Annotated in this window: 22 protein-coding genes; 5 read left to right on the plus strand and 17 right to left on the minus strand. The window is 33.2% G+C overall.

Features of this window, described 5'->3' with window-relative positions:
• Positions 1 to 628: 628 nt before the first annotated feature.
• Both MHI00_RS10070 and rnjA read left to right on the plus strand, forming a co-directional pair.
• A complete protein-coding gene (locus tag MHI00_RS10070) occupies positions 629 to 841 on the plus strand; it encodes a DNA-directed RNA polymerase subunit epsilon (protein ID WP_010050604.1) in 213 nt (70 codons plus the stop codon).
• A gap of 3 nt (positions 842 to 844) precedes the next feature.
• Positions 845 to 2,518 carry a ribonuclease J1 gene (gene rnjA, locus MHI00_RS10075; RefSeq protein ID WP_015076121.1) on the plus strand — a complete coding sequence of 558 codons (1,674 nt, stop codon included), beginning with the start codon at positions 845 to 847 and terminating at the stop codon, positions 2,516 to 2,518.
• Between the two features lie 193 nt (positions 2,519 to 2,711).
• Here rnjA and MHI00_RS10080 read toward each other — a convergent pair whose 3' ends face one another.
• The 15 genes from MHI00_RS10080 to MHI00_RS10150 form a co-directional block, all read right to left on the minus strand.
• Positions 2,712 to 3,002: a HesB/YadR/YfhF family protein gene (locus tag MHI00_RS10080; RefSeq protein ID WP_010050602.1), complete on the minus strand. Its 291-nt coding sequence runs from the start codon at positions 3,000 to 3,002 to the stop codon at positions 2,712 to 2,714.
• A gap of 242 nt (positions 3,003 to 3,244) precedes the next feature.
• The gene (locus tag MHI00_RS10085) at positions 3,245 to 3,904 is read right to left on the minus strand and encodes a potassium channel family protein (RefSeq protein WP_010050601.1); all 660 of its coding nucleotides are present in this window, start codon (positions 3,902 to 3,904) and stop codon (positions 3,245 to 3,247) included.
• Positions 3,905 to 4,021: 117 nt separating this feature from the next.
• Positions 4,022 to 4,654, minus strand: a complete 633-nt coding sequence (locus MHI00_RS10090) for a response regulator (protein ID WP_010050600.1) — start codon at positions 4,652 to 4,654, stop codon at positions 4,022 to 4,024.
• Positions 4,647 to 5,723 carry a sensor histidine kinase gene (locus MHI00_RS10095; protein WP_010050597.1) on the minus strand — a complete coding sequence of 359 codons (1,077 nt, stop codon included), beginning with the start codon at positions 5,721 to 5,723 and terminating at the stop codon, positions 4,647 to 4,649. Before MHI00_RS10095 ends, MHI00_RS10090 begins: the two co-directional genes overlap by 8 nt.
• Complete coding sequence (gene liaF, locus MHI00_RS10100) at positions 5,720 to 6,463, minus strand: cell wall-active antibiotics response protein LiaF (RefSeq protein WP_010050594.1); 744 nt, start codon at positions 6,461 to 6,463, stop codon at positions 5,720 to 5,722. Before liaF ends, MHI00_RS10095 begins: the two co-directional genes overlap by 4 nt.
• Before the next feature lie 341 nt (positions 6,464 to 6,804).
• The gene (gene greA / locus MHI00_RS10105) at positions 6,805 to 7,275 is read right to left on the minus strand and encodes a transcription elongation factor GreA (RefSeq protein ID WP_010050592.1); all 471 of its coding nucleotides are present in this window, start codon (positions 7,273 to 7,275) and stop codon (positions 6,805 to 6,807) included.
• Between the two features lie 158 nt (positions 7,276 to 7,433).
• Positions 7,434 to 8,063, minus strand: coding sequence for a uridine kinase (gene udk, locus MHI00_RS10110; RefSeq protein ID WP_010050590.1), 630 nt, complete (start codon positions 8,061 to 8,063; stop codon positions 7,434 to 7,436).
• Between the two features lie 87 nt (positions 8,064 to 8,150).
• A complete protein-coding gene (gene mltG, locus MHI00_RS10115) occupies positions 8,151 to 9,308 on the minus strand; it encodes an endolytic transglycosylase MltG (protein WP_057000292.1) in 1,158 nt (385 codons plus the stop codon).
• A 418-nt stretch (positions 9,309 to 9,726) separates the two neighbouring features.
• On the minus strand, positions 9,727 to 10,035 hold the full coding sequence (locus MHI00_RS10120) for a DUF1292 domain-containing protein (protein ID WP_010050588.1): 309 nt from the start codon (positions 10,033 to 10,035) through the stop codon (positions 9,727 to 9,729).
• A gap of 61 nt (positions 10,036 to 10,096) precedes the next feature.
• Positions 10,097 to 10,519 (minus strand): Holliday junction resolvase RuvX, encoded by a 423-nt coding sequence (ruvX, locus tag MHI00_RS10125; protein ID WP_010050587.1) that lies wholly within the window; start codon positions 10,517 to 10,519, stop codon positions 10,097 to 10,099.
• Positions 10,516 to 10,785 (minus strand): IreB family regulatory phosphoprotein, encoded by a 270-nt coding sequence (locus tag MHI00_RS10130; protein WP_010050586.1) that lies wholly within the window; start codon positions 10,783 to 10,785, stop codon positions 10,516 to 10,518. The genes ruvX and MHI00_RS10130 overlap by 4 nt, the downstream gene beginning before the upstream one ends.
• Positions 10,786 to 11,034: 249 nt before the next feature.
• Entirely contained in the window at positions 11,035 to 13,680 is a 2,646-nt protein-coding gene (gene alaS / locus MHI00_RS10135) for an alanine--tRNA ligase (RefSeq protein ID WP_341113349.1), read from the minus strand.
• Positions 13,681 to 14,030: 350 nt separating this feature from the next.
• Positions 14,031 to 14,897: a YitT family protein gene (locus tag MHI00_RS10140; RefSeq protein ID WP_010050582.1), complete on the minus strand. Its 867-nt coding sequence runs from the start codon at positions 14,895 to 14,897 to the stop codon at positions 14,031 to 14,033.
• Between the two features lie 304 nt (positions 14,898 to 15,201).
• The gene (locus MHI00_RS10145; RefSeq protein WP_010050580.1) at positions 15,202 to 17,037 is read right to left on the minus strand and encodes an ABC transporter permease; all 1,836 of its coding nucleotides are present in this window, start codon (positions 17,035 to 17,037) and stop codon (positions 15,202 to 15,204) included.
• 18 nt (positions 17,038 to 17,055) lie between these two features.
• On the minus strand, positions 17,056 to 17,814 hold the full coding sequence (locus MHI00_RS10150; RefSeq protein WP_015076111.1) for an ABC transporter ATP-binding protein: 759 nt from the start codon (positions 17,812 to 17,814) through the stop codon (positions 17,056 to 17,058).
• Positions 17,815 to 18,052: 238 nt separating this feature from the next.
• Here MHI00_RS10150 and MHI00_RS10155 point away from each other — a divergent pair, with 238 nt between their 5' ends.
• Positions 18,053 to 18,988 (plus strand): diacylglycerol/lipid kinase family protein, encoded by a 936-nt coding sequence (locus tag MHI00_RS10155; RefSeq protein WP_135054764.1) that lies wholly within the window; start codon positions 18,053 to 18,055, stop codon positions 18,986 to 18,988.
• 265 nt (positions 18,989 to 19,253) lie between these two features.
• On the opposite strand, the gene MHI00_RS10160 is transcribed toward MHI00_RS10155, so the two are convergent.
• The gene (locus MHI00_RS10160) at positions 19,254 to 20,345 is read right to left on the minus strand and encodes a helix-turn-helix domain-containing protein (protein ID WP_015076110.1); all 1,092 of its coding nucleotides are present in this window, start codon (positions 20,343 to 20,345) and stop codon (positions 19,254 to 19,256) included.
• Positions 20,346 to 20,471: 126 nt separating this feature from the next.
• Between MHI00_RS10160 and MHI00_RS10165 the strand changes: the two genes are divergently transcribed.
• Both MHI00_RS10165 and MHI00_RS10170 read left to right on the plus strand, forming a co-directional pair.
• Positions 20,472 to 21,572: a DUF871 domain-containing protein gene (locus MHI00_RS10165; RefSeq protein ID WP_332630448.1), complete on the plus strand. Its 1,101-nt coding sequence runs from the start codon at positions 20,472 to 20,474 to the stop codon at positions 21,570 to 21,572.
• A gap of 17 nt (positions 21,573 to 21,589) precedes the next feature.
• A complete protein-coding gene (locus MHI00_RS10170) occupies positions 21,590 to 22,957 on the plus strand; it encodes a PTS sugar transporter subunit IIC (RefSeq protein WP_056998665.1) in 1,368 nt (455 codons plus the stop codon).
• Positions 22,958 to 23,089: 132 nt separating this feature from the next.
• Here the strand turns inward: MHI00_RS10170 and recD2 are convergent, their stop codons facing one another.
• A complete protein-coding gene (gene recD2 / locus MHI00_RS10175) occupies positions 23,090 to 25,624 on the minus strand; it encodes an SF1B family DNA helicase RecD2 (protein ID WP_341113358.1) in 2,535 nt (844 codons plus the stop codon).
• Between the last annotated feature and the right edge of the window lie 25 nt (positions 25,625 to 25,649).

The following is a 25,649-nucleotide window of genomic DNA, read 5'->3' on the forward strand; positions in this document are numbered from 1 at the left end:
GTATAACACATAATAAGGAACTTTTTCAGCTTGGGTCTAAGCCGAAAAAGTTCGATAAATAGACTATACCATAAATAATAATAAAAAGTCAGCACTTTACTGAATCTTATTCATTTTTTTCATTATTCGTTCATTTTTTGTTATTATTGGCTCTAATTTATATTAAATAACAATCATTTATACTTGGATTCAAATTATACGATTTACTTTCTATACTTACTAAGCAAATTATGTTAAAATAATCATACAATGTTGTGATTTTACCACAACCATCGTTCGGAATTGAAGAAAGAGTCGACAAACTGACAACTTTGTCGTTATTCTACTCTTTTAATAGTGTTACTACCTACATTTATAATGAAACAGAACTCTATTTGGTTTCATTTAACTGAGTAACTTGGTGATGTAAAACAGATCATCTTGTTCTTGGTTAGCCTATAATTTTAATAATGGTGCTAGTCACCTTTATTTTTTATGACTAAATTTTCTTTCTTGTTTTCATTGTATCGTCTTATCGCTATTCACAAGTTCCAGCTATTGGCTGTAAAAAAACAACTCCATTGGTAAGTATAAACGTTCATTAAATAAAATCACTGCTTTTGCAGTAACTTATAAAGGAGAGAAAACTATGATTTTTAAAATCACTTATCAAGAAACAAAAGGACGCAATCCAAAACGTGAGGATACAAAAGCTTTATATGTCGAAACAGAGGATGCCGTTCAAGCACGTAAGCTAGTTGAAGAAAATACCCCTTATAATATTGAATTTGTTCAACCAGTTGAAGGCAAACATTTAGCTTATGAACAACAAAGTCCTGAATTCGAAATTACGGAGTTTTAATCCATGAAACCAACTATAAAAAATAATGAAGCTGCTGTCTTTGGTATCGGGGGGTTAGGGGAAATTGGTAAAAATACCTATGGCGTTCAATTTCAAGATGAAATTATCATCGTGGATGCCGGTATTAAGTTTCCTGAAGACGACTTGTTAGGAATTGACTATGTCATTCCTGATTACAGCTATATCGTTCAAAATATTAATAAGGTTAAAGCCTTAGTTATTACTCATGGTCATGAAGATCATATTGGTGGTATTCCATTTCTATTAAAACAAGTAAATATTCCGATTTATGCTGGTCCTTTAGCACTCGCTTTAATCCGTAATAAATTAGATGAACATGGTCTTTTACGTGATGCAGAATTAAACCAAATTGGCGAAGATACTGTAATCAAATTCCGTAAAACAAGTGTAAGTTTCTTTAGAACAACTCATAGTATTCCAGATGCTTTAGGTGTTGTTGTCAAAACACCACCTGGAAATATTGTCTTAACTGGTGATTTCAAATTTGATTTTACACCAGTTGGCGAACCTGCTAATTTACACCGCATGGCAAAAATTGGTGATGAAGGTGTTTTAGCTTTACTATCTGATAGTACAAATGCTGAAGTACCAAACTTTACTAAGTCAGAACAGATTGTTGGCGAATCGATTACAAGTATTTTTCAAAAAGTTGAAGGACGGATTATATTTGCAACATTTGCTTCAAATATTTCTCGTCTTCAACAAGTTGCAAATGCTGCTGTTCGAACAGGCCGTAAAATAGCTGTTTTCGGACGAAGCATGGAAGCAGCTATGGTAACAGGTCGACAATTAGGTTATATTACTGCTCCTGAAGATACTTTTGTGGATGCACAAGAACTTAATCGCCTACCTGCTAGTGAAGTCACGATTCTTTGTACAGGTTCTCAAGGTGAGCCAATGGCGGCATTAAGCCGAATTGCAAATGGAACGCATAGACAAATTTCAATTCAACCTGGTGATACAGTTGTCTTTTCTAGTTCACCAATTCCTGGTAACACAACTAGTGTAAATCGTGTAATCAATTTACTCTCTGAAGCTGGTGCTGAAGTTATTCATGGGAAAGTTAACAACATCCATACTTCTGGTCATGGTGGTCAACAAGAACAAAAATTGATGTTACGTTTAATGAAACCAAAATATTTTGTGCCTGTACATGGTGAGTTCAGAATGCAAAAAATTCATACTACATTAGCAAAACAAGTGGGTATTCCTAGTGAAAATTCTTTTATTCTAGCAAATGGTGATGTTTTAGCTTTAACAGCTGAATCAGCTAGAATGGCTGGTCATTTTAATGCTGGCGATGTTTATGTTGATGGAAAAGGGATTGGAGATATTGGAAATGTCGTTCTTCGCGATCGCCGTATCCTCTCTGAAGAAGGTCTTGTTGTCGTTGTTGTAACTATTGACTACAAAACAAAAGATATTTTAGCTGGTCCAGATATTTTATCACGAGGTTTCATCTATATGCGTGAATCTGGTGATTTAATTAATGAAGCACAACGTGTCATTTTTAGAGCGTTAAGAGAAACAACTAGCTCTGACGAGAACTTGACTGAACAGTTAATTAAAGAAACCGTTATTGGGAGTCTTCAACCGTTCTTGTTTGAAAAAACTGAACGTCACCCTATGATTTTACCAATTATTATGCCTGTGTAAATTCATTAAAAAACCATTTAAGCAAATGCTTAAATGGTTTTTATTTAGTCCATAAAAGAGAACGAACTAAATTAAGACCCAATTTAGTTTTTAGGAATTATAAAACCTTTTTGTTCTAGCTCTTTTGAACTTATAGAAAAAGAACACCTTTAGTTTTTCCAAAACCTAAAGCTGCTCTTTTTTATTTTTTTACTTATTGAACATACTCATAACTTGGTTCGTCAACTTGTTCATTATAATCTACTTTTAAATTATGACCTCTGAAATACCACTCATCTGCTTCCTCAACAAAATAAGTTACACCATCTAATTCAATTTTTCCTAGCGGTGTTTGGGGTTCTGTTAAATCTATACCTAAAGAAAAACCTGTTTGAATTGGACTAGATCCACCGTATTTACCAAAAAAACGAACAGCATCCCCGCTTGAAACACCAACTTCATCTACAAACCATTTTTTTGCGCGTTCTGTAATTTCAATTTTCATCTATTTATACTCACAGAAATTAATTCTCTGTGATTCCTCCCTTCACATTTCACATTCTAACTTTTCATTCAACAAGTTAGTCAGTCAAATTGACCTTAATATGTTCACTTCTCTATTTTAGCACAAATAAATTAAAAACCACATTCTTCTGTTTGTGAAATGCACTCTTACATTTAAATTAAAAGAAAAATCTTGCTTCACTAGTAATCATTGATAAAGTTTAAATACAGTTTTGTATTTTACTAAGGCATTTTAGCTTCTAAACGATCTAAATCATCTACCGCGCCAACTAACATCAACGTATCATTTTCTTGAATCTTTTCGTCCGCTGTAGGTGAAATAATCATTTCTTGCCCACGACGCATTCCAATAACAGTCAGTCCAAATTTCGCTCTAAAATCCAGATCAGCCAAAGATTTATTATAAAATTTAGAATTGGTTACCTTTAACTCAACTAGTGAGTATTTATCAGATAGTTCTAAATAATCAACAACATTCTTTGAAACGAGATGATGCCCAATTCTAATTCCCATATCCCGTTCAGGATGTACAACATGGTCAGCTCCAACTTTTTCTAGCACTTGCCCATGATATTCATTTTGAGCTTTCGCCGTAACAAAAGGCACACCCATTTCTTTAATCATTAAAGTAGCTAAAATACTTGCCTGGATATCTTCACCAATTGCCACAACAACATGGTCAAAATTACGGATACCTAACGAACGTAAAACACTCTCATCTTGAGCGTTAGCTACTACTGCATGGGTCGCAATATTCATAAATTCATTGACCCGATCTTCACTAGAATCGATAACTAAAACATCTTGTCCTGCCTCAATCAAAGTTCGGCAAATACTCCCGCCAAATCTTCCTAAGCCAATAATCGCAAAGTTCTTTTTCATTTTTTACACCTTCTGCTTTCACTTTTCATTATTTTTTGACTGAAAACTTAATCTACTTCAGTATAACAAAAAAAGAACGAAACAAAAATAGAATCATCCTTTGTCTTGTTCTATGAATCATTCAATTAAATGATGTTTGAATGCATAGATAGCTGCTTGTGTGCGATCCTCAACATCTAATTTAGCTAATATATTAGATACGTGTGTTTTAACCGTTTTTAAAGTAATAAATAATTGGTCCGCAATTTCTTGATTGGAATTTCCTTGAGCAATTAACAGTAAAATTTCTTGTTCACGATTGGTTAAATCATCATGCAATACAGGTTCTTTCTTTTTAGTAAAGCGTTCCATCATTTTGCCAGTCACTTCAGGTTCCAAAATCGATTCTCCCGCATATGTAGAACGAATCGCATTGGCAATTTCTCCTGCCGTTGATGTTTTCAACATATAACTTGATGCTCCTGCCTCTAAAGCTGGATAGACTTTTTCGTCATCAATAAAACTAGTCACAATAATAATTCTAGCTTCTGGCCAGTCCTTTAAGATTGCCTTCGTTGACTCAATTCCGTCCATAACATCCATAACTAAGTCCATCATAATAACATCTGGTCTTAGCTCTAAAGCTTTCTCATATCCAATTTGACCGTTTTCAGCTTCACCAATGACTTCAATGTCCTCTTGAATAGATAAATAGGCAGAAACACCTAATCTAACCATCTCGTGATCATCAATCAATAATACTTTAATCATTCAATTCACTCCCCTTTATTATTGGTATTTTAATTTCGATACTCGTGCCTTTGCCAGGAAAACTAATAAATTTACATGTTCCACCCATTCCTGAAACACGTTCTTTAATATTTTGTAACCCATAGTTACCAGCTTTAGTTTCGCTTGTGTCAAAACCAACACCATCATCAATTACTTTTAAAAGCACTGATTGGTCTATTTGTTTCAAATAAACTTCAAGCTCTTTAGCTTTTGAATGCCGTAACGTATTAGAGAGCAATTCCTGTACGATTCTAAATAAATGGTCTTCAACTCCATTGGGTAAATAAATATCATCAACTTCCCACTTTAGCAAAATCTGAACTTTTGATTTTAATTCAATTAATAATTGTTCAATTCCTTTTCTTAAGGTTTTACCTTCTAAACTAATCGGACGTAAGTGCAATAGTAAAGCACGCATTTCCGATTGAGATTCATTAATGATACTTTCTACCATTTTTAATTGCTTTTGAAAGAGTTCATTTGTATTAACCGATGCTTGTTCGTTCAATGCAGACAGTAACATCATGGCAGCGAATAATTGCTGGCTAACAGAGTCATGAAGCTCTCTTGCTAAGCGATGACGCTCTTGGGTTAAAATCTCTTCTTTGGTCTCACCATCGACTAATTTCGGCTGATTTCCATTGATTTGAACCTCTTTAGACAATTCCAACAACTTATCTCTAACAACTAAGATATGTTTTTCAATATCTTCCTGATAAACAGTTGTATTCTCTAAGTCAACTTTTCTTTGTTCAAAAATAAAACTTTCATAATTTCCCTCGGCTAAAGACTGTAATTCATTCTCAATTTGCTCAAACTTCTTTTGATTGATGAAATAAATAACCATTGAAACGGCTAAACCAATAATCAAAGAAAAAGCAACCAAATATACTAAAAAAGGAATGTACAAAATTTTTAATGAGATTAAATCAATGTACCAAGCATTTTTTGAAATTGCAGAGCCATAAGCAATTGAAATTAATAACATAATGATAAAAGAAAAAAAGGAGACTGAAAGAAATAGCTTTTGGTTTGAAGCTTTTTTCATATTCCAATCACCTCTAAGTCACCAATTAAGATATTTGTTATAATTTTAATTTTACGTGTACTTTCTTCATACTGCTCACTGTATAACTTAACAGATTCATTTTTAAGTGAGAAAAACTCACCTTCAAACTTAATTTTACCTGAAATAGCACTGTGCTCAATCATAATTCCAACACCAACAGGAACTAATATACGCGTCTTGCCAAACCCTTTACGAATAACTACATAACTCTCATCCTTTGGTAGTAAGGTGTTACCTAAATCGATAATTGTATCACCAGCAAAAATTGAAAAGTTGATATCATCCCATTCATAAACAGAATTTCCAATTCGTTCATTTCCTATCCAAGGTCGTTTCATGCGTTTATTATTTTTTTTAACAGCTCCAGATGTTTCAACAATGATCATCTCTTTATTTTTCCAAGGTGCCTTAGAAAAATCATTCGATTTCATATTGGTAAACATATCGCTACCATTACCGATGAAGAAAACAACACCTATAATAATAATCGCCCAAAAAGCACTGGAAGATAGAAGAACAAAAATCATTAATAAACTGCCAAGAACAATCCAAAAACTATTTGATCGTTTTTTTTGAAATTTATTTTTAAGACTCCAAGCAAATAAACCAGCACCTAAAATGAACGCTATTAATAACGGCACTGCGCTAAAAATCTGATAAACTAAACCGATTAGCAATAAACACTCGGCAAGGATAAATAATTTCCATTTATTATTCATATCCTCTCTCCTTTACTTCTTATTCTATCTCTAGTATAGTCATTTTTCTGTTATTAAACAGTGTGCTAAAGCATGAAGTTAATCTACGACTATAGTCTGATATTTAGTTATTACCTAAGAAACCAAAATTTCCAGATTACATCGCCCCTTTCGGACCGATGCATACTGTGTTTTCATAAAAGGAACACAGTCCATCTTTGATGGATGTGTATCATGTTTCTAAGTTGCTAAAGCAACTAGAACCATGACAAATCAACAAGAACCATAGCAAAACAAAAGCTGCCCCTGTTGAGCAGCTTCGCTTCATTAATTTTCTTTTCAAAGGTAACAGCAGAAGGTGCTTAAGCTATTTTAACAATCTTGACTTCCATATTTCCACCTGGAGTCGCAATTAAAACTTTGTCATTGATACTTTTACCAAGTAAAGCCTTCGCAATTGGCGAATCATTTGAAATTTTTCCAGAAAACGGATCCGCTTCAGCGCTTCCTACAATTGTGTATACTTCTTCCTCACCATCTGGCAATTCTATAAATGTAACAGTGTGACCTAACGACACTGTGTTCTTATCATTATTACTATCAATTATTTGCGAAAGGCGAATCATGTTTTCAATTGATGTAATTCGACCTTCTACGAATGCTTGCTCGTCTTTAGCTGACTCATATTCTGAATTCTCAGATAAGTCCCCAAAACTTCTAGCAATTTTAATACGTTCAACAATTTCTTTTCTTTTTACTGTAATTAGTTCTTCTAATTCTTTTTCTAATTTTTCTTTTCCTTCTAATGTCATTGGATAAACTTTTTCTACCATGATTAATTAACTCTCCTTCTTCAATTCATCTGTATAGTTACAGATAATGCAATACTTCCATTTATTTTTGAAAGCGTACTAATTTATTTTTTAATAGTGCAAAGATACCATGAAGTTGGTCAATTGTAAACAACAACATGCTTAATTTTTTTATTTTCTTATTGATTGTTCAAAATCGAACTAATTTTTGTTGTCATCAAATCAATAGCAACTTGATTCTGTCCACCTTCTGGAATAATCAAATCTGCATATTTTTTTGTTGGTTCAATAAATTGATGATACATTGGTTTTACCACACTTAAATATTGATCAATAACAGAATCCAGAGTACGCCCTCTCTCTTCCATATCTCGCTTAATCCGACGAATGATGCGAATATCATCATCTGTATCAACATATAATTTTATATCCATCAATTCACGCAAGCGACTATCTTCTAAAATCAATATTCCTTCAATAATGATGACTTCTTTCGGCTCTTGCAAAACAATTTGGTCACTTCTCGTATGGGCAGCATAATCATAAACCGGTTTTTCAATTGACTTATAGGCAATCAAATCCAAAACATGTTGAATCATTAAGTCAGTATCAAAAGCAAACGGATGGTCATAGTTTGTTTTTAATCGCTCTGTAAAGTCTAATTGACTTTGATCCTTATAGTAAAAATCTTGCTCTAACAACAAAATCGAATGACCAGAAAATTGATTAAAAATCGCTCGACTTACACTTGTTTTCCCACTACCAGAACCACCAGTAACTCCAATTACGATTGGTTTATTTTTTCCCATAACAACTATTTCCTCTTTCCTTATGAAAAGCATTGAGTCAAAATGACTCAATGCTTTTATTTTTAGACTACTCAATTAACTCGTTATTTATTTCTCTAATTTACTATCGATATATTTTTCTTTCAGTTCTAGATGCTCTTCATAGGTGTCTGCAAAATATACTTTACCAGTATCTGTATCCGCTAAGAAGAATAGATAACTAGAATCTACTGGATTTAAAGCAGCTTTAATTGCTTCTAAACTTGGACTATTAAATGGTCCTGGTCCAAACCCTTTATTGACGTATAAATTATAAGGAGATTCAACCTCTGTTTCTTTAATAGAAATAAATTCTTTATGCTCCCCTAATGCATACAAAACACTGATATCTGTTTGCAAAGGCATATCTTCTGCAATCCGATTATAGAATACACTTGCAATCTTTGTTCTATCTTCGTAGCTAACTCCTTCTTTTTCTAATAAAGAAGCTACTGTCATAACTTGTTGTACTGTTTTTCCTTGTGCGTTAATCGTTCCATAAAATGGATAGAGTACTTCATTTGTTTTACTGATCATCTTTTCAATAATTTCATCTAGGGTCATTTTTGCAGAAAAATCATAGACCGCTGGGAATAAATATCCTTCAAGTCGATACTTAACATTTTCAGCACTCATGGCACTATCTAATAATTTTGGATATTTTTTATGCATTTGATCTAAAAATGCTTGGTTTTGGACTAATGCCATAACCTGATCTGCTTTAAATTTAGTTGATTTTGCTATTGAATCCGCAATTTGATCCAAGGTGTAACCTTCTTTTATCAAAATAGTCTTAGATGGATCTGTACTCCCACCCTTTTGTAGTTCTGTAATCAGTTCATCTAACGTCATTGATGGTGAAAGTTGATAAAAACCTGCTAAAAAATCGGCAGCATTGTTTGTCTTGACGTAATAGTTAAAGACTAGTGCACTCTTGATAATATTTTTGTCTTCTAAAATTTTTGCAATTTCTTTTGAAGTTGAACCAATTGGAACTTCGACAGATATTTTTTTTTCGCTCTTAGGATCCAACGGTTCTAATGATGTTGAAACATATCTATACCCCACAAATCCTAGTATAACAACTAAAACTAGCAGGACTGAAATGATACTAAGTACGATTTTTTTCACTACCTTTGATTCTTTTTCTCTTTCTAGCATCCTTGAGTGTGATTCAGCCACCAATTTTTCTTGCTTTTCTGACTGATTCTCATTATTATTTCCCAAGAAAAGACCCTCCTAACTACAAATTAAGGAAACAAACTCTATCTTTTCCTTTAATTTCTTAACTAACTTCAATCATTATACATGATAATGATATTAATGAGAACTAAAAAGTGAAGAATTTTGAAGAATTGTTGCTTAACTAGTTATTTTTTACATTAAAGTCAATTTTTTCCAAATATATTGAAAATTTTAACTATAAAATCGAACCAATAGTAGTTCTCATAACGGTTCTATTAAATACTATATGCAAAAAAACGATTTATTTTTTATAATTGAACCGCTATTATTTTATCCTATTTCTATTGACTATCCTAGCTTTATTTTTGTTTTTTAAGAAATTATTAATAACTTGACTTCACTTTTTCCTAAAACAAACTAAAAAAGCAACGATTATCAAAATCGTTGCTTTTTATAACGTTTATTCGCCGTCTTCGTCAGCCATGAAAGTATTTAAAACTTCTTCAATCATGTCCCACTCTTCATCGGTTTCAATTGGTTTTAAATCTCCTTGGTCACCATTTTCTTGCTCAACATATGAAAATGCTTGTAATTCGATTTCTTCTCCCTCAGGAATTCCTGCTGGATAGACTAAAACATAAGATTTACCGTAATCATCAGAATCAAAAGTAAATAAGATTTCATATAACTCTTCATTTCCATTCTCATCAATAATCGTAATATGTTCGTGGTCATGGTGTTCATCATCGTGGTTGTGATCGTGTGACATATTCAACACTCCTTTATATATATGGGTTCAGCTTTATTTTACAGCATCTTCTTCAAAAAAGCTAGTTCGGATTCCCATCTAGATAGTTTTGCAGAATCATCACAGCTGCAACTTTATCAATAACTTTCTTGCGTTTTTCACGAGAAGTATTTGCTTGTTCAATTAACATTCTTTCGGCTTGAACCGTGGTCAATCGTTCATCTTGAAAAATAACAGGTAAATCAATTTGTTTTTTTAGCAACTCAGCATAACGCATAGAAGCCTCTGCTCTTGGTCCAATTGAATTATCCATATTCTTAGGTAATCCTACTACAAATTTTGAAACCTCATACTCTTGAACTAATTCCATGACTCTAGAGATCCCATAATTTTCTTCATCTTCATTAATTCTTATCGTTTCAATACCTTGCGCTGTCCAACCAAAAGGATCACTTATGGCAATACCGACAGTTCTAGATCCAACGTCTAACCCCATGGTTCTCATTTAAATGTTCGTCCACTCTCTTTCAAATAGGTCTTTACTAATTCTTCTACAATTTCATCTCGTTCATGACGTCTAATTAAATTACGAGCATCATTATGACGGGGAATATAGGCAGGATCTCCAGAAAGCAAGTAGCCAACAATTTGATTAATTGGGTTGTACCCCTTCTCTTCTAAGGCATCGTACACTAGTGTTAGTGTTTCCTTGACATTTTTCTCATGGCTTTCACCAAAATTAAAACGAACTGTTTCATCTATTGAACTCATACTTTCCACCTCATTTTTCTTGATTCTACTTATTATTCTACAAGAAATTGGAACAAACTACAATGTCTATTCTTACCTGATTTTTTAAATTTTTCTTTTATTTCAGTAATTTCATTAAAATCATTAGTTTTTAAGGCTATTTATAGAATAGTTCCGACTATTTATTTGGTTATTTATTCACATCTAATTTACGCGAAACTAAAAAGCAACTTGATAAGTAATCAAGTTGCTTTTAGTTTCGCCATTTTTTTAAATTTTAGCCTCAACCCATTGATTAACACTAGCTAAAGCATCCGCTAGACCAGCTGGGTTTTTCCCACCGGCTTGAGCCATATCGGGGCGTCCGCCACCACCGCCACCAACTAGTGGAGCGATTTCTTTGATTAAATCTCCGGCTTTTAAGCCTTTTTTAATTGTTTCTTCACTAACAGCTGCTAATAAGCTGACTTTTCCGTCCTGAACTGATCCTAATACAAGGACATCGGAAATATTATTTTGCTTCCACTGATCTGCTAATTGTCGCAAACCATTCATATCTTTGACTTCAACTTGAGCTGTAACCACTGAAACACCAGAAACATCTTGGATTTCTTTGAATACTTCTCCTGCTTGTTCATTTGCTAATTTAGCTTGTAAAGATTCATTTTCTTTTTGAACTTCTTTTAACTCCATTAGTAATTGACTAACTTTAGTCGGAACTTCTTTGGTTTGTGGTGCCTTAACTAACGCTGCCACTTCATTTAAACGTGTTTGCTCTTCAAATAAAGCTAGATATGCTTCTTCACTAGTCACAGCTTCAATACGGCGCACACCGGCTCCAATACCTGATTCAGAAAGAATCTTAAAGATACCTATTTCACTTGTATTTGAGACATGGACACCACCACATAATTCAATCGAGTAACCATCCACATTGACAACGCGGACCATCTCACCATATTTTTCTCCAAATAAAGCCATTGCACCCATTTCTTTGGCTTCATTAATTCCAGTTTCAACTGTGACAACTGGTAGCGAAGCCCAAATTTTTTCATTCACAATACGTTCCATTTCAACTAATTCTTTGGCAGTAATTTGACCGAAATGAGTGAAATCAAAACGTAAATAATGTGGTGCTACAAGAGATCCAGCTTGATTGGCATGATCACCAAGGATATCTTTTAAAGCACGGTGTAATAAATGCGTAGCAGTATGATTGCGCGTAATTTTACGACGCGCTACTTGATCAACAACTAATTCATATTCTTCACCTAGCTTCAATTCAGCTAAAACATCAACAAAATGTAAGGGTTGACCACTTGGTGCTTTTTTCACACTTGTCACTTTAGCAACCGTTTCGCCATCTTTATTTTTTATGACACCGGTATCTGCAACTTGTCCTCCCATTTCAGCATAAAATGGTGTTTGATTGAAGATTAACTGTGCTTCTGAACCAGTTTTAACACTATCCACTAATGCATCTTCTGCAACAATTAGCTCTAAAGTTCCAACAGCATCTGTTTTATCATAGCCAATAAATTCGCTGTCTATTTTAATATCTGCTAATAAGCCTGTTTGAACATTCATTGATTTTTCATCGCTACGAGCTGAACGCGCACGATTTCTTTGCATTTCCATTTCAGCTTCAAAACCAGCCTGGTCTACTTTTAAACCTTCATCTTCAGCATATTCTTCTGTTAACTCAACAGGGAAGCCATAGGTATCGTATAGTTTAAAGATATCTTTGCCTTCAATTTCTTCTTTTCCAGCTTCTTTCAATTCTTTAACTAAATTATTTAAAATAGTTAATCCATCATTGATTGTTTCATGGAATCGTTCTTCTTCTGTCCGGATTACTTTTTCAATAAACTCTTTTTGCTCTAGAATTTCTGGATAATAACTACTCATAATCTCGCCAACAACTGGAACTAGTTGGTACATAAAAGCTTTATGAATACCTAATTTCTTGCCATGCATGACAGCGCGACGTAAAAGACGGCGTAAAACATAACCACGTCCTTCATTTGATGGCAATGCTCCATCTCCAATTGCAAAGCTAACAGCACGAACGTGGTCTGCAATAACTTTGAATGAGATATCTGTTGTTTGATTTGCACCATATTTTACTGTACCACTTAATTTTTCAACAGCTTCGATAATCGGTAAAAATAAATCAGTTTCAAAATTAGTTGGCGCATCCTGAATAATAGACACCATTCGTTCTAACCCCATACCCGTATCAATATTTTTCTTAGGTAAAGGTGTAAAGGTATCATCAGGATTGTGATTGAATTCAGAAAACACAACATTCCATATTTCTAAATAACGTTCATTTTCTCCACCTGGGAAGTTTTCAGGATCATCCTCTGCAACATCATTATATTCTGGACCACGATCATAAAATATTTCAGTATTTGGACCACTTGGACCAGCACCAATATCCCAAAAATTCTCTTCTAAAGGAATAATATGATCCTCTGGAATTCCTAATGACAACCAAATTTCTTTCGCTTTTTCATCATTTGGATTAACCGTCATATATAATTTTTCAGGCTCCATATCAAACCATTCGGGACTCGTTAATAACTCCCAAGCCCAAGTAATAGCATCTTCTTTAAAATAATCACCAATTGAAAAATTTCCTAACATTTCAAATAATGTATGGTGACGAGCTGTTTTCCCAACATTTTCAATATCATTCGTCCGAATACTCTTTTGAGCATTCACAATTCTTGGGTTTTCAGGAATAATCGTTCCATCAAAATATTTTTTCAATGTTGCTACGCCTGAGTTAATCCATAGTAATGTTGGATCTTCAACAGGAACCAATGAAGCACTCGGTTCAATTTTATGGCCTTTTGATGCAAAGAAGTCTATATACATTTGACGAACTTCAGCACTTGATAATTTTTTCATTTTCAACAACCTTCCAATCATTCTTTTTTACTAGCTATACTTTCATTCAAAAACAAAAAAACCAGAAAAACACTGCAATACAAGGACGAAAAATCGCGGTACCACCTTGTTTGCAATGATTCTTCTGGCTGAATTCATTACCTCTTAAGTCTCGATAACGCGAGAAGCGATAGTATTTCTACTATAAGTTAATAAATAGGGAGCACTAATTTTATTGTTTCTAATCTTCTTTCAGCCTAGGAAGATCTTTCTTTAAGCAAACAAAATAAAACAGCATGACCTTTTACTTGTGTCTAAATTATAGGAGACTAACGCTTATTTGTCAATAAAAATAAGCAATTCCAACTCTTTTATTGTTCTCGTAATAAACTGAAACCACGACCCATAACTTCACTAGCACTCATTACGACAACAAATGCATTCGCATCAATTTCAAGAACAGCTTCTTTTAATTGATTAAATTCACGCTCAGGGATGACGCACATTAACATTTCTTGTTCTTGATTGCCATAGCCACCACGAATAGAGATATTGGTTACCCCACGATCTAATTCAGTTAATATTTGTTCTTTAATCAGTAAGACTGATTCTGATATGACTAAAACATTTTTTGAGCGATTAAATCCAACTTGAACCAAATCAATGACACGACTAATAATAAAGAGAGACATCAATGAATACATCACAATGTCGACGTCAAATACTAAAAAGGCCGAAAAAACAATTAAACCATCGATTAAAGCTACAGAAGTTCCTTTTGGTAAACGCAAATACTTATGAATCACTAAAGCGATAATTCCAGTTCCACCTGTTGAGGCCTTCCCTTTAAAAACAATTCCAATTCCAATTCCTACCACAATCCCACCAAAAACGGCTGCTAATAATGGATTTTCTGTAACTGGCTTCATCGTACTAGTTAATTCAACATAAAATGGCAAAATCAAACTTCCTAAAATAGTTTTTAACCCTGCTGATACACCCAGAGTCAAAAAACATAAGATTAATAAAGGCACGTTAACAGCCAATAAAATCAGTGAGGGTTGCCAACCAAATTGATAATTTAACACCACACTTAACCCACTAACTCCACCTGAAACGATTTGATTTGGCAAAAAGAACCCATTTACCGCAATAGCAATAAAAAAAGCCCCTACTAAAACATGTAAGACATCTACTACCTTCATAGAATGTCGATGTGACATCAATTTTTTCTTCACTATTTTCTGTTCCCCTTACTTTGTACAATTTAATTCCTAGACTATTCTATCATTGAACGCTAGCACTTTACAAACTTTTATTTTCACATACTTTTTTAGTCTTCCTTTACTTTTATTTTACACAAATACACTCATTTTCTTTATATTCATTTGCTATACTTTACTTATTCCAAAAGAAACAATTTGGACCCCACCCTTTTTAGCCATCTGCCACGAATCAGATGGCTTTTTTCTGTATTTAAGGTCAAAAAAAACTAAAAAGCTGATTTCATTTGCAATCAGCTTTTTAGTTTTTCGTTTAATTTTATTTTTTTGCTTTTTCTAAGACAATCCCTTTATACAAGTAGACCGTAATTAGGTAGTAACTTGCATAAATTACCGCAAAGATAGCAAAAGGTATCCATATTTTATAATAAGGCGCTAATAAGAAACCCTTAAACATTTGCATTCCAATTAATACATGGATTATTCCAATCACTGCTGGAAAGGCAAAAATCAAGAACATTTCGACATATATCGAACGACTTAAAAGACTACGACGAACACCAATCTTGCTTAACATCTCATAACGTTTAATATCATTTGAAGCTCCTGATAAAACTTTAAACATTAAACAACTTGCCATCATAGCTAGGAAAGCAAAGCCTAAAAATAACCCCATAAAAACAGTTCCACTTGAGAAAATGTTCCATGTACTATATGACTCGTAACGACTCGATAAATATTCTTGTTTTGGTTCACGGTTTTTTTCAAGTTCGTTTAATTTTTTTAATTGAGGTAAATAATCAAAAAAGCCAGTTGTATTTCCAACCAAAACAGTATGCTCTTCTCCAGATAATTGTTTAAATTCGTCTCTAGAAACGATTTTTATTGGCAAATCTTGACCATACTCAATTCGCTCTTCTCTAATTTGCGCAAAGGCACTAGCCCACTCATCATTATATTGTTCTTCTACCTTAATTATCGTTCCAGTTTCAAGCGGAGTTTCTACTTTTCTAAATTTTTCTTCGTTTGCTTTTAAAACTCCATTTTCTGCCATAAATAAAGGATTTTCATTTAATTCTTCTTTAATAAAATACTGCATAGTTCCATCAGATTTATAGTGATAATTTACTTTCTTAGCAAAGTCCATTTTATCCAAAACTTTGTCTTCTTTCTCTGTTGGATTATGAATAACAACATCATATGCTGCTGCTTTTTCCACCATTAATTCACTATTGTTTTTAAAACCAATTCCAACAGCAATTGACCCTACAGCTAAGGCGATTAACATTGCTACCATGGCCAAGACTCGTGTTAAGTCGTTGACCCTAAAACTCAATTGTGAAAAAGTAAAGATATTAATTTTCTTTTCGCTAATACGTCGATTGTTTTTTAATAGTTGAACAAAATACGGTAAAAATGTTTGAAAGAATAAAAAAGTTCCTCCTGTAATCGTAACTAATGCAACAAATATTCCCAACATTTGAAATCTAAGAATATTAATCATTGAAATATAGCCTATTAGTAATAAAATAAACGCTACAAACGATTGAATCATTATTTTATTTTTACGAATAACAATATGATCTGCTTGCTTTTCACCATTGATTAGTTCTAATGTGGAGAAGCGGGCCAATTTAAATACATTTACGATTGCTGCTAAAGCAAATAGGATGAAAAAAAAGATAGCCGTAACATTCATCGCTGGTATATAAAAAGGGGTATAATCAGGAGAAGAAAACTCTAATTGTTGCATCAATAAGTGCCCAACGACTTGAGATAAACCAATTCCAACAATAATCCCGATAACTAATGACACGATTCCAACAATCAAGGTTTCAATGAACATCATTTTCCCAATTTTTTTCTTTTTAGCCCCTAACATCATATACATTCCATATTCTTTTTGCCTCAAAGAAAGTAAAAATGAATTGGCATAAAGAATATAGACTATCGTAATTATTCCTAATAAGACCGAACCAGCCAGAAAGACAAATGCAATGGCACTGAGCATCGAATTATTCTTTAAGAAATCTTTATTCATCGACAATGTTTGAAACATATAAAAAATGGAACTAGACATAACTAAACCGACTAATAAAACAATGTAATCTTTTAACTTACTTTTAATACCTGATAGTGATAATTTTAATAACAAATTCGTTCAACTCCTATTCTACTCATCTGTGCCAAAGTCTGCTAAGACATCTAGTATTTCATGATAAAATTCTTCACGACTTTCTTTACGTTTAAGCTCTTTAAAAATAACTCCATCTTGAATAAATAAAATTCGTTTACAGTAACTAGCACTGTACGCATCATGAGTAACTAAAAGAATCGTCACAGCTTGCTCTTCATTCAATCCTTTCATTGACTCTAATAAACTTTTCGCATTTTTAGAATCCAGGGCTCCAGTTGGTTCATCTCCTAATAATATGGCAGGTTCATGAACTAAAGCACGAGCTGCTGCTACACGCTGTTTTTGTCCACCAGATACTTCTGTTGGATAACTATTTAAAATCCTAGTGATATCCAAAGTTTTTGCGATTTTTTCTACTTTTGGCATAATTTTTTTTGAAGGCACATCTTGTAGTGATAATGGCAAGGCAATATTTTCATACATAGTTAAATTTTCTAATAAATTAAAATCTTGGAAAATAAATCCTAACTGCGCTGCTCTAAAATCAGATAACTGATCTGAATTCAAATGTGTAATGTCTTTCCCAGCAATTTTAATGGTTCCAGATGTTGCAGTATCTAGCGTTGCTAACACATTTAATAGCGTTGTTTTCCCTGATCCAGAAGGTCCCATAATCCCTACAAATTCACCTTTTTCAATTTCAAAAGACAAGCCTTTTAATGCTTCAAATTGATTTTCATTTTTTTTACCATAAACCTTTCGAACATCTTTAATACTTACTACTGATTCATTCATTTAAATTCCTCCACTTTTTCTGTAATTTATATTTTTATACTACTTATTTTTAAACCTTTATTTTACTTAATCTATCTTAGCATATTGCTTTTTAGCTAGCCTGTGGTTGAGCTTACAGATGCCCCTTCTCAGCTTACAATTTTGTCATAGTTTTTAAATGGCTAACTATCTTTCCTTTTCTTCTATGCAATTTTCGACTATACTTACTTTATTATAGAAAGAATCAGGGGAAAAAAAATTGAAAAAGATCATCTATCATTTTATTGTTAATGAACATTCCGGTAGTGGAAATGGCCTGAAAATCTGGCATAAAATACTACCAATTATGGAAAAAAAAGAAATTTCTTATCAAAAATACACCAGTACATTTGCTGGTGAAACAATTGAACTTGTTGAAAAAATAGCAAAAAAAATTAATATTGATGAAAGACTTGTTGTCATTGGGGGCGATGGCACTTTGCATGAAGCCATCCAAGGTTTAGGTAAAACGTACCAAAATTTGCCAATAGGCTACATTCCGGCTGGCTCTGGTAATGATTTCGCTCGGGGAGTTGGTATCTCTAGAAAACCTTTAAAAGCCTTGGAACAGTTGCTAAATGCAGAAACATTCCGAAGCATAGATGTTATTGAATTTTCAGAAGAAAACACTGGAAAAACAGGCTATTTTGTGAACAATATTGGTTTAGGATTTGATGCTTTAATCGTAAAATTAACTAATCATTCCACCTCCAAAGCTTGGCTAAACAAATACAACCTAGGTTCTCTCGCCTATTTATCTTCATTAATAAAAGCTTATTTTCACCAACCTAATTTCCCCATTGTAATAGACGTAGATGGACAATCACATTATTTAGACAAAGCCTTTTTAGTCACAACAACGAACCATCCTTTTTTTGGTGGTGGAGTAAATATTGCCCCTATGGCAAAACCTACTAATGGCTTAATTGATGTTATTATTGTTTCAAAAATTCCTATTATAAAAATTGCTTTTCTCTTCGTCTTAATGATGTTAGGTGGACGCCATACTCGTTTTAAATCTGTTTTGCATTTTAATGGCAAAGATATTCGAATTGAAACAAAAATGCCTGAGAACGGACAAGCAGACGGGGAAGAACTAGGAAGCCAACTTTTTAACCTCCACTTCACACCTACTTCACGTTATTTTTGGTTTTAAGTAAATGATTTATTTTGTGGTGTTAATGAGTAAACTCATTAACACCTTTTTTATGTATGAAAGTACTAATTAGCATCATTTTTTTAGAACAAAAAAACAGTTTCAGACAATCCCGAAACTGCTAAACTCAAAGTTTTTTCTTGTAAGTGGTTCATCAACATAGGCTTTCTTATATATTATACCCGAAACTTTCAACTTTAATTTCCTGCCAAATAGTATCTGATAAAGACCATTTAAATTAATTTCAACCTTTTTTCGCATTCAATTATACTTTCTTATTCCTTCTCTGATAGTCTTTCGGCGTTTGATTTTTAATTTTTTTAAAAACCTTAATAAAATGACTTTGATCCGTAAATGAAAGAATGCTTCCAATTTCCGAAAGTGAGATTGTCGTATTCTCAATCAAATAGATAGCTTCTTTAATTTTTTCATTTTGACTATAAGCAAGAATTGTCATCCCTGTTTCTTTTTTAAATAATGTTGCCAGATAATTGGGTGTAATGTCTAATAAATCGGCAATTGTACTGACTTTTATTTTATTTTGAGTATTTTTTTGAATATACTGAATGGTTTGATTGACATAACCAGAATGTCTACTCCTTTTTTTGGTCATTAATAGTTGAATAAATTCCAAAATAATTTCTCTAGCCAATTGATAAGCTTTATCCGAATTTAATCGCGTTTGTTTTTCAATTTTTTCAATCGTATTATCACTTAATATATATGCATTTTCTGAATAGAGTCCTCCATCAATTGTCGCCCGAGTAATAATGGTGACAAAAGAAATTAACAAGTTTTTATAATGGCGATCACTATTTTTTGCTAAAGAAGCATTTAAAGGAAGTTTAATTAGTTCGTCTAAATAATCCAAAGCTTCATTTGCATCGCCTTTTTGAACCGCACGTAATAAATACTTTTCAAAATTAGGATTATGATGTAAAGATTGCTCATACGTTTTTTTAAAGACTTTTTCTTTGATAGCTTCTCGATCAAAATTTAGCGTATCCACTAAAATAAAAGAGGACTTATAAGCTGAATAAATTTCTAAGTAAAATAATTCCGCAAGGTTATGAATACTCTCTTTAGTCACTTTTCCTTCTAATTGTAAACTAAAAATATAGGATTCCTGATTTTTAGAACAGGCAATAACTACACTATTTAATTCATTGATTACATAAATATAAATATCTTCAGACAACGCATTTTTAAATTTATCTTCGTATTTTAAAATGATATTAGACAAATCAAATTTTGAAAAAGTTGTGTAAATATCTTTAACACAAAAAGGGGTATAACCAACATGATAACAATTAGCTTTATGTAATTTGCATAATAAAAATAAAGTTAAATTTTCCATTTTCACACCTCTAACATTATAGTAGTATTTTACTATTTATAAATACTTTATACTATCTTGAATCATTTTTCTCCTTTACTATACACTATATAACTAGTTATGAAAACGTTTAATTAAGGAGATTATATGACTAAAACAATTGGTATTTCAATTTATCCAGAAAAAACAAGCTACGAAGAGACAATTGCTTATTTAAAACTTGCAGCTAAATACAAATTTAAAAGAGTTTTTACTAGTCTTTTGCAAGTAACTGGCGATTCAACTGATGTCATCAATCAGTTTAAAAAAATTATACACTATGCAAACTCATTAGATATGGAGGTTATTTTAGACGTAAATCCACTACTTTTACCTAATCTTGGAGCTAGTTGGAAAGACTTATCTTTTTTTGCTGATCTTGGTGTTGGTACACTACGCTTAGACGGAGGCTATTCTGGTTTAGAGGAAATGATAATGAGTCACAATCCTCATGGGATAAAAATTGAGCTAAATATGAGTGCTGGGCTAGAATATATTGACCGCATTATGAGCTTTTCACCAAATAAAAAGCAATTATCGGCGTCTTATAATTTCTATCCTCAACGCCAAACAGGAATGTTAGTCGAACATACAAAAGAAATTACTAAAAAGTACCATACTCATCATTTACCAACAACATTATTTGTTTCTTCAAAGTCAGCAGAAGTAGGACCATGGCAGCTCCAAGAAGGTTTATGTACGTTGGAAGAACATCGGAATTTATCTTTGAGTACGCAATTAAAACAGATTTTATTACTTGATTTAGCTGATCATATTATCATTGGTAATTGTTTTGCTTCTGAAAAAGAGCTTAAAGAAATGAGTCACTTATTTTATGACGAACCATTTAGTTTAGATATTGAGTTGGAACGTCCTTTATCAGAATCTGAAGCAACTATTTTAAATTCGGATTTTCACTTTGTTCGGCCAGAATATTCTGAGTATGTATTACGTTCAGCTTTTTCAAGACATCTTCATAAAAAAGAAAAAATTAAACCTGTTGACTACCTAGGAGATTTAAAATTTGGTGATATTATTATCGCTAACAATCGATATGGACAATACGAGTGTGAATTACAAATCATCCTTCAAACAACAGCACATTCAGAAAATAAAAACAAAATTGGAACATTATCGAAAGATGATTTGCACTTATTACAAGATTTAGCCCATCTACCTTATCAAAAATTTACTTTTAATTCAAAATAGAAAAGGATGACACTATCATGATGACTAAAATTGAAGATTTAATGACTAAACGGATTATGCCAATTGCTGAAAAAATTAATAATAATTATTTCTTAGGTGCTCTTTCTGAATCTTTTGTTCGTCTAACCTTTATCATTCTAGGCATTGCCTTAGTTGCAATTGTTGGTTATTGGCCTATTCCAACAGCTTGGGGAACTTGGTTAACCTCAGTTGGAATAATGGAACATGTCGATGCCGTTATCAATGCTAGCACGAATGCTTTAGCTCTTTATGTCTCATTTAGTTTTGCTGCAGCGTATGCTAAAAAGCAGCAAGTTAATTCACAAAATGCTGGATTTTTGGGGCTATTAAGTTTTTTAATTATTAGCCCACAAACAATTATGTTAACAACAAGCCAAGGAATCACAGAGGTGGCAAAAAACTACAGTACTAATCCGATTACGAAAGAGACGACGAGTAAAGTAATCGAAGCATTTCCTATTTCTGCATTTGGGGGACAATCATTACTAGCAGCTTTACTCGTTAGTTTCGTTGCTAGTTGGCTCTATATTAAAATGACAAAAAAAGGATTTAATCCCAAACTGCCTGATAGTATCCCACCAATGGTTGCAGAATCTTTATCTCCAGCCTTTTCTTCAATGGTTGTGGTTGGCGTCGCTTTTTCTTTAAGAGTGGGATTTGGTTTTACACAAGCCGGGAATATGTTGACATTCTTTAATGAATTAGTTGCAAAACCTTTAGGACTTTTAACTTCTACTCCAATTGCTTTTATTCTTATTTTAACCTTAGCTAGCTTCCTTTGGTTCTTTGGAATTCATCCAAATGTGGTTTATGGAGCTATTTCTCCATTAACATATACCATTATTTTAGGAAACATCGCTGCTTATAAAGCCAGTGGCGGAATTGGTACCGATCTTCCTTATGGAAATTTAGGGATTATTACGACAATGATTACAATGGGTGGCGCAGGTTGTACCCTTGGATTGATTCTTTCAATGGTCGTGGCAAAATCAAAACGGTACAAAGCCATGTTTAAATTAGCTGTCATTCCAGAATTATTTAATATTAATGAACCCTTAGTTTTCGGTATGCCCATGGTTCTAAATCCAATTTTCTTTCTTCCAATGGTTTTTAGTCCCTTAATTATTGGGTTATCCGCTTGGGGATTGACTTCATTTATTCAAGTCAATTTAAATCCACTCATTGGCTTGATGCCTTGGACTACGCCAAAATTATTATCTATTCCACTGGCGGGCGGAATTAAATATATCCTAATCTTCTTAATTTGTTTAACAATCAATACCTTAATTTATTATCCTTTCTTTAAAATTGCTGATCGACAAGCTCTATTAGATGAAAAAAACGAAGAACTACAAGCAGTTTAAATCAATACTACTAAAAAGCTAGTTAAATTGGGTCTGAATACCCCAATTTAACTAGCTTTTGATGTATATTTATTCTTCTTCTCATTTATAAGAATAGGACGTTAAAGATTTATAGTTAAATTCTAGGCTTTGTTAGTTATATGGAGTAACATTTTCCATTCCAATCATTGGATCAATCTGATTATTTTTAACCATTTCAATTGTTAGAATATAACGATTTGGATCTTTTATTTCAACTTGGTACTCGACGCTTTCTTCTTCTAATTCAAATAAGTTCACTTCTTTAGTCTTAACTTCTGTAACTTTTTTTTCAGGCAGAGCTTTTGGTTCAACGTCTAGTACTTGTTCTTTTTCCTGATAAGGTGAAGCAATAACTTGGTACGAAACTTCTAATTCATCATCTTCTAGTAAACGATCTTTCAATGTTGTTAAACGGTCATCAGAAGAGCGCTCAACGCAGGTCCAAAAAGCTTGTGGTTCGCCACATAAGATAAGTAAATCGCGACTACGAGTAATTGCTGTATAAAGTAAATCACGACGTAACATGCGATTGTAATTGCGTACCATCGGCAAGATAACCATTTTAAATTCGCTACCTTGTGATTTATGAATAGAACAACAATAAGCCAATGTGATTTTATTCCATTCGTTCCGTTTATAGGTCACTTCATTTGTATCAAATTGAATCGTCATTTCATCGACTTTATCATCCGTTTCTTTCGCGTAACTAATGCCAACAATTTCACCCATATCTCCATTAAACACATTTGATTCAGGATTATTCACTAACTGTAGAACTTTGTCTCCAATTCGATAAACTTTATCATTGAACTTTAATTCTTTACGTTTACCTGTATCATTAGGATTGAAAATTTCTTGCATCATTTTATTCAAAGCATCAATACCTGCTGGACCACGATACATCGGAGCTAAAACCTGAATATCTTGTGCCGTAAAACCTTTTGTTTTTGCTCGTTCAACAACTTGTCTAATCACATTTTCAATTTGCATCGTGTCACATTGAAAGAAAGAACGATCTTTTTTATTCGCTGTAAAATCAGCCGGCAAATTGCCATCTTTGATTTCATGAGCCAATGGAATAATAGATGAACCATCTTCTTGACGATAGATTTCATTTAATTCCATGCTTGGTATTACTTTAGATGCAAGTAAATCATGTAAAACTTGACCCGGACCAACTGAAGGCAATTGATCTTTATCCCCAACTAAAATAACTTGCATATTTGTTGGAACGGCTTTTAGCAAACTATTGGCCAACCAAGTGTCTACCATTGACATCTCATCAACAATTAACAAACCGCCTTCCAGTTCACGTTCAGAAACTGGGTCTGAATTTTTTTCACGCCCATTTAAACCCAGCAATCGGTGAATTGTACTACTTGGTAAGCCTGTTGATTCGTTCATCCGCTTAGCAGCTCGACCTGTTGGAGCCGCTAGCAAAATTGGAAAAATAGCATTGTGGTAGTCATTAATATCCAACGACAACCCATTTAATTCAGCAAATAAAGCAACAATTCCATTTAGTACCGTAGTTTTTCCAGTTCCTGGACCACCAGTTAAAATAAAAAGCGGGGAAACAACGGCTTCGGCAATTGCTTCAATTTGTGAAGCACCATAAGAAATATTTAAACGTTTTTCTAATTTGCGAATTTCTTTTGGGATATCATGTTGATCATAGTTAATTTTCTTTTTACGTTCTAATAAACGTTTGACTGAAGTTGAAATCCCCCACTCTGCAGCATATAGCGAGTGTAAATAAAGTTTTTCTTGATGCTCAACTAAACGTCGCTCTTCTAATAAGCCAATTAATTCATTAGCTACAAAATCGGGATCAATCATAACCGAACGACTTTCTTCCAACACTCTTAATGATTCTTCTAAAAGTGGTTCTGCAAGCGTATAAGTATCTCCTCGTCCTAAACAAAGTTCATTGAGAGCATACAAAATAGCCGCTCGAATACGGGCTGGAGAATCTGCTGCAAAACCTAGTTGTTCTGCAATAGCATCTGCTTTTTTAAAACCGATATTTTCAATATCGTCTACTAATTGATAGGGATTTTCTTGAATAATTTCTAAGGTTTCTTCTTGGTAAGTTTGGTAAATTGAAAAAGCAAGTTGACTACCAAACCCGTATCCATTCAAACCAATTATAATCTTTTCCATACCATCGCCAGCTTGCAACGTTTCAGCTAATAAATCAATTTTTTTTTGATTTAAACCTGCTACCATTTTTAAAACGGCTGGATTGGCAATAATTTCATCAATTGCATGATCACCTAAAGCCTCAACAATATTTTCAGCTGTCTTTTTCCCAATACCTGGAAACTTTTCACTAGACAAATAATTAACAATTCCAGCAGCTGATGTTGGACGTTCAGGGCTATATCTACTTGCCGTGAACTGGACTCCAAACTTAGGATGATCCGTCAGCTTCCCATAAAAACGATAAATTTCTTCTTCTTGAATTTGTCCAAAACTCCCAGTAACAACAATCTCTTTTTCTTTAAAATTGCTGTCTGTTTCCACCACTCGAACCAAAATAACTTTATAAAAATTTGTTGGATTTTGATAGAAAATTGCTACTACTTGTCCAACGACAAACGGTTCGCTCCCGATAAATAAATCTAAATCTTCTTGCATCGCCATTTTCTATCAGCCTCCTTCCTATCTT

It is taken from the genome of Carnobacterium sp. FSL E2-0243 (genome assembly GCF_038003605.1).
Taxonomy (GTDB): domain Bacteria; phylum Bacillota; class Bacilli; order Lactobacillales; family Carnobacteriaceae; genus Carnobacterium; species Carnobacterium maltaromaticum.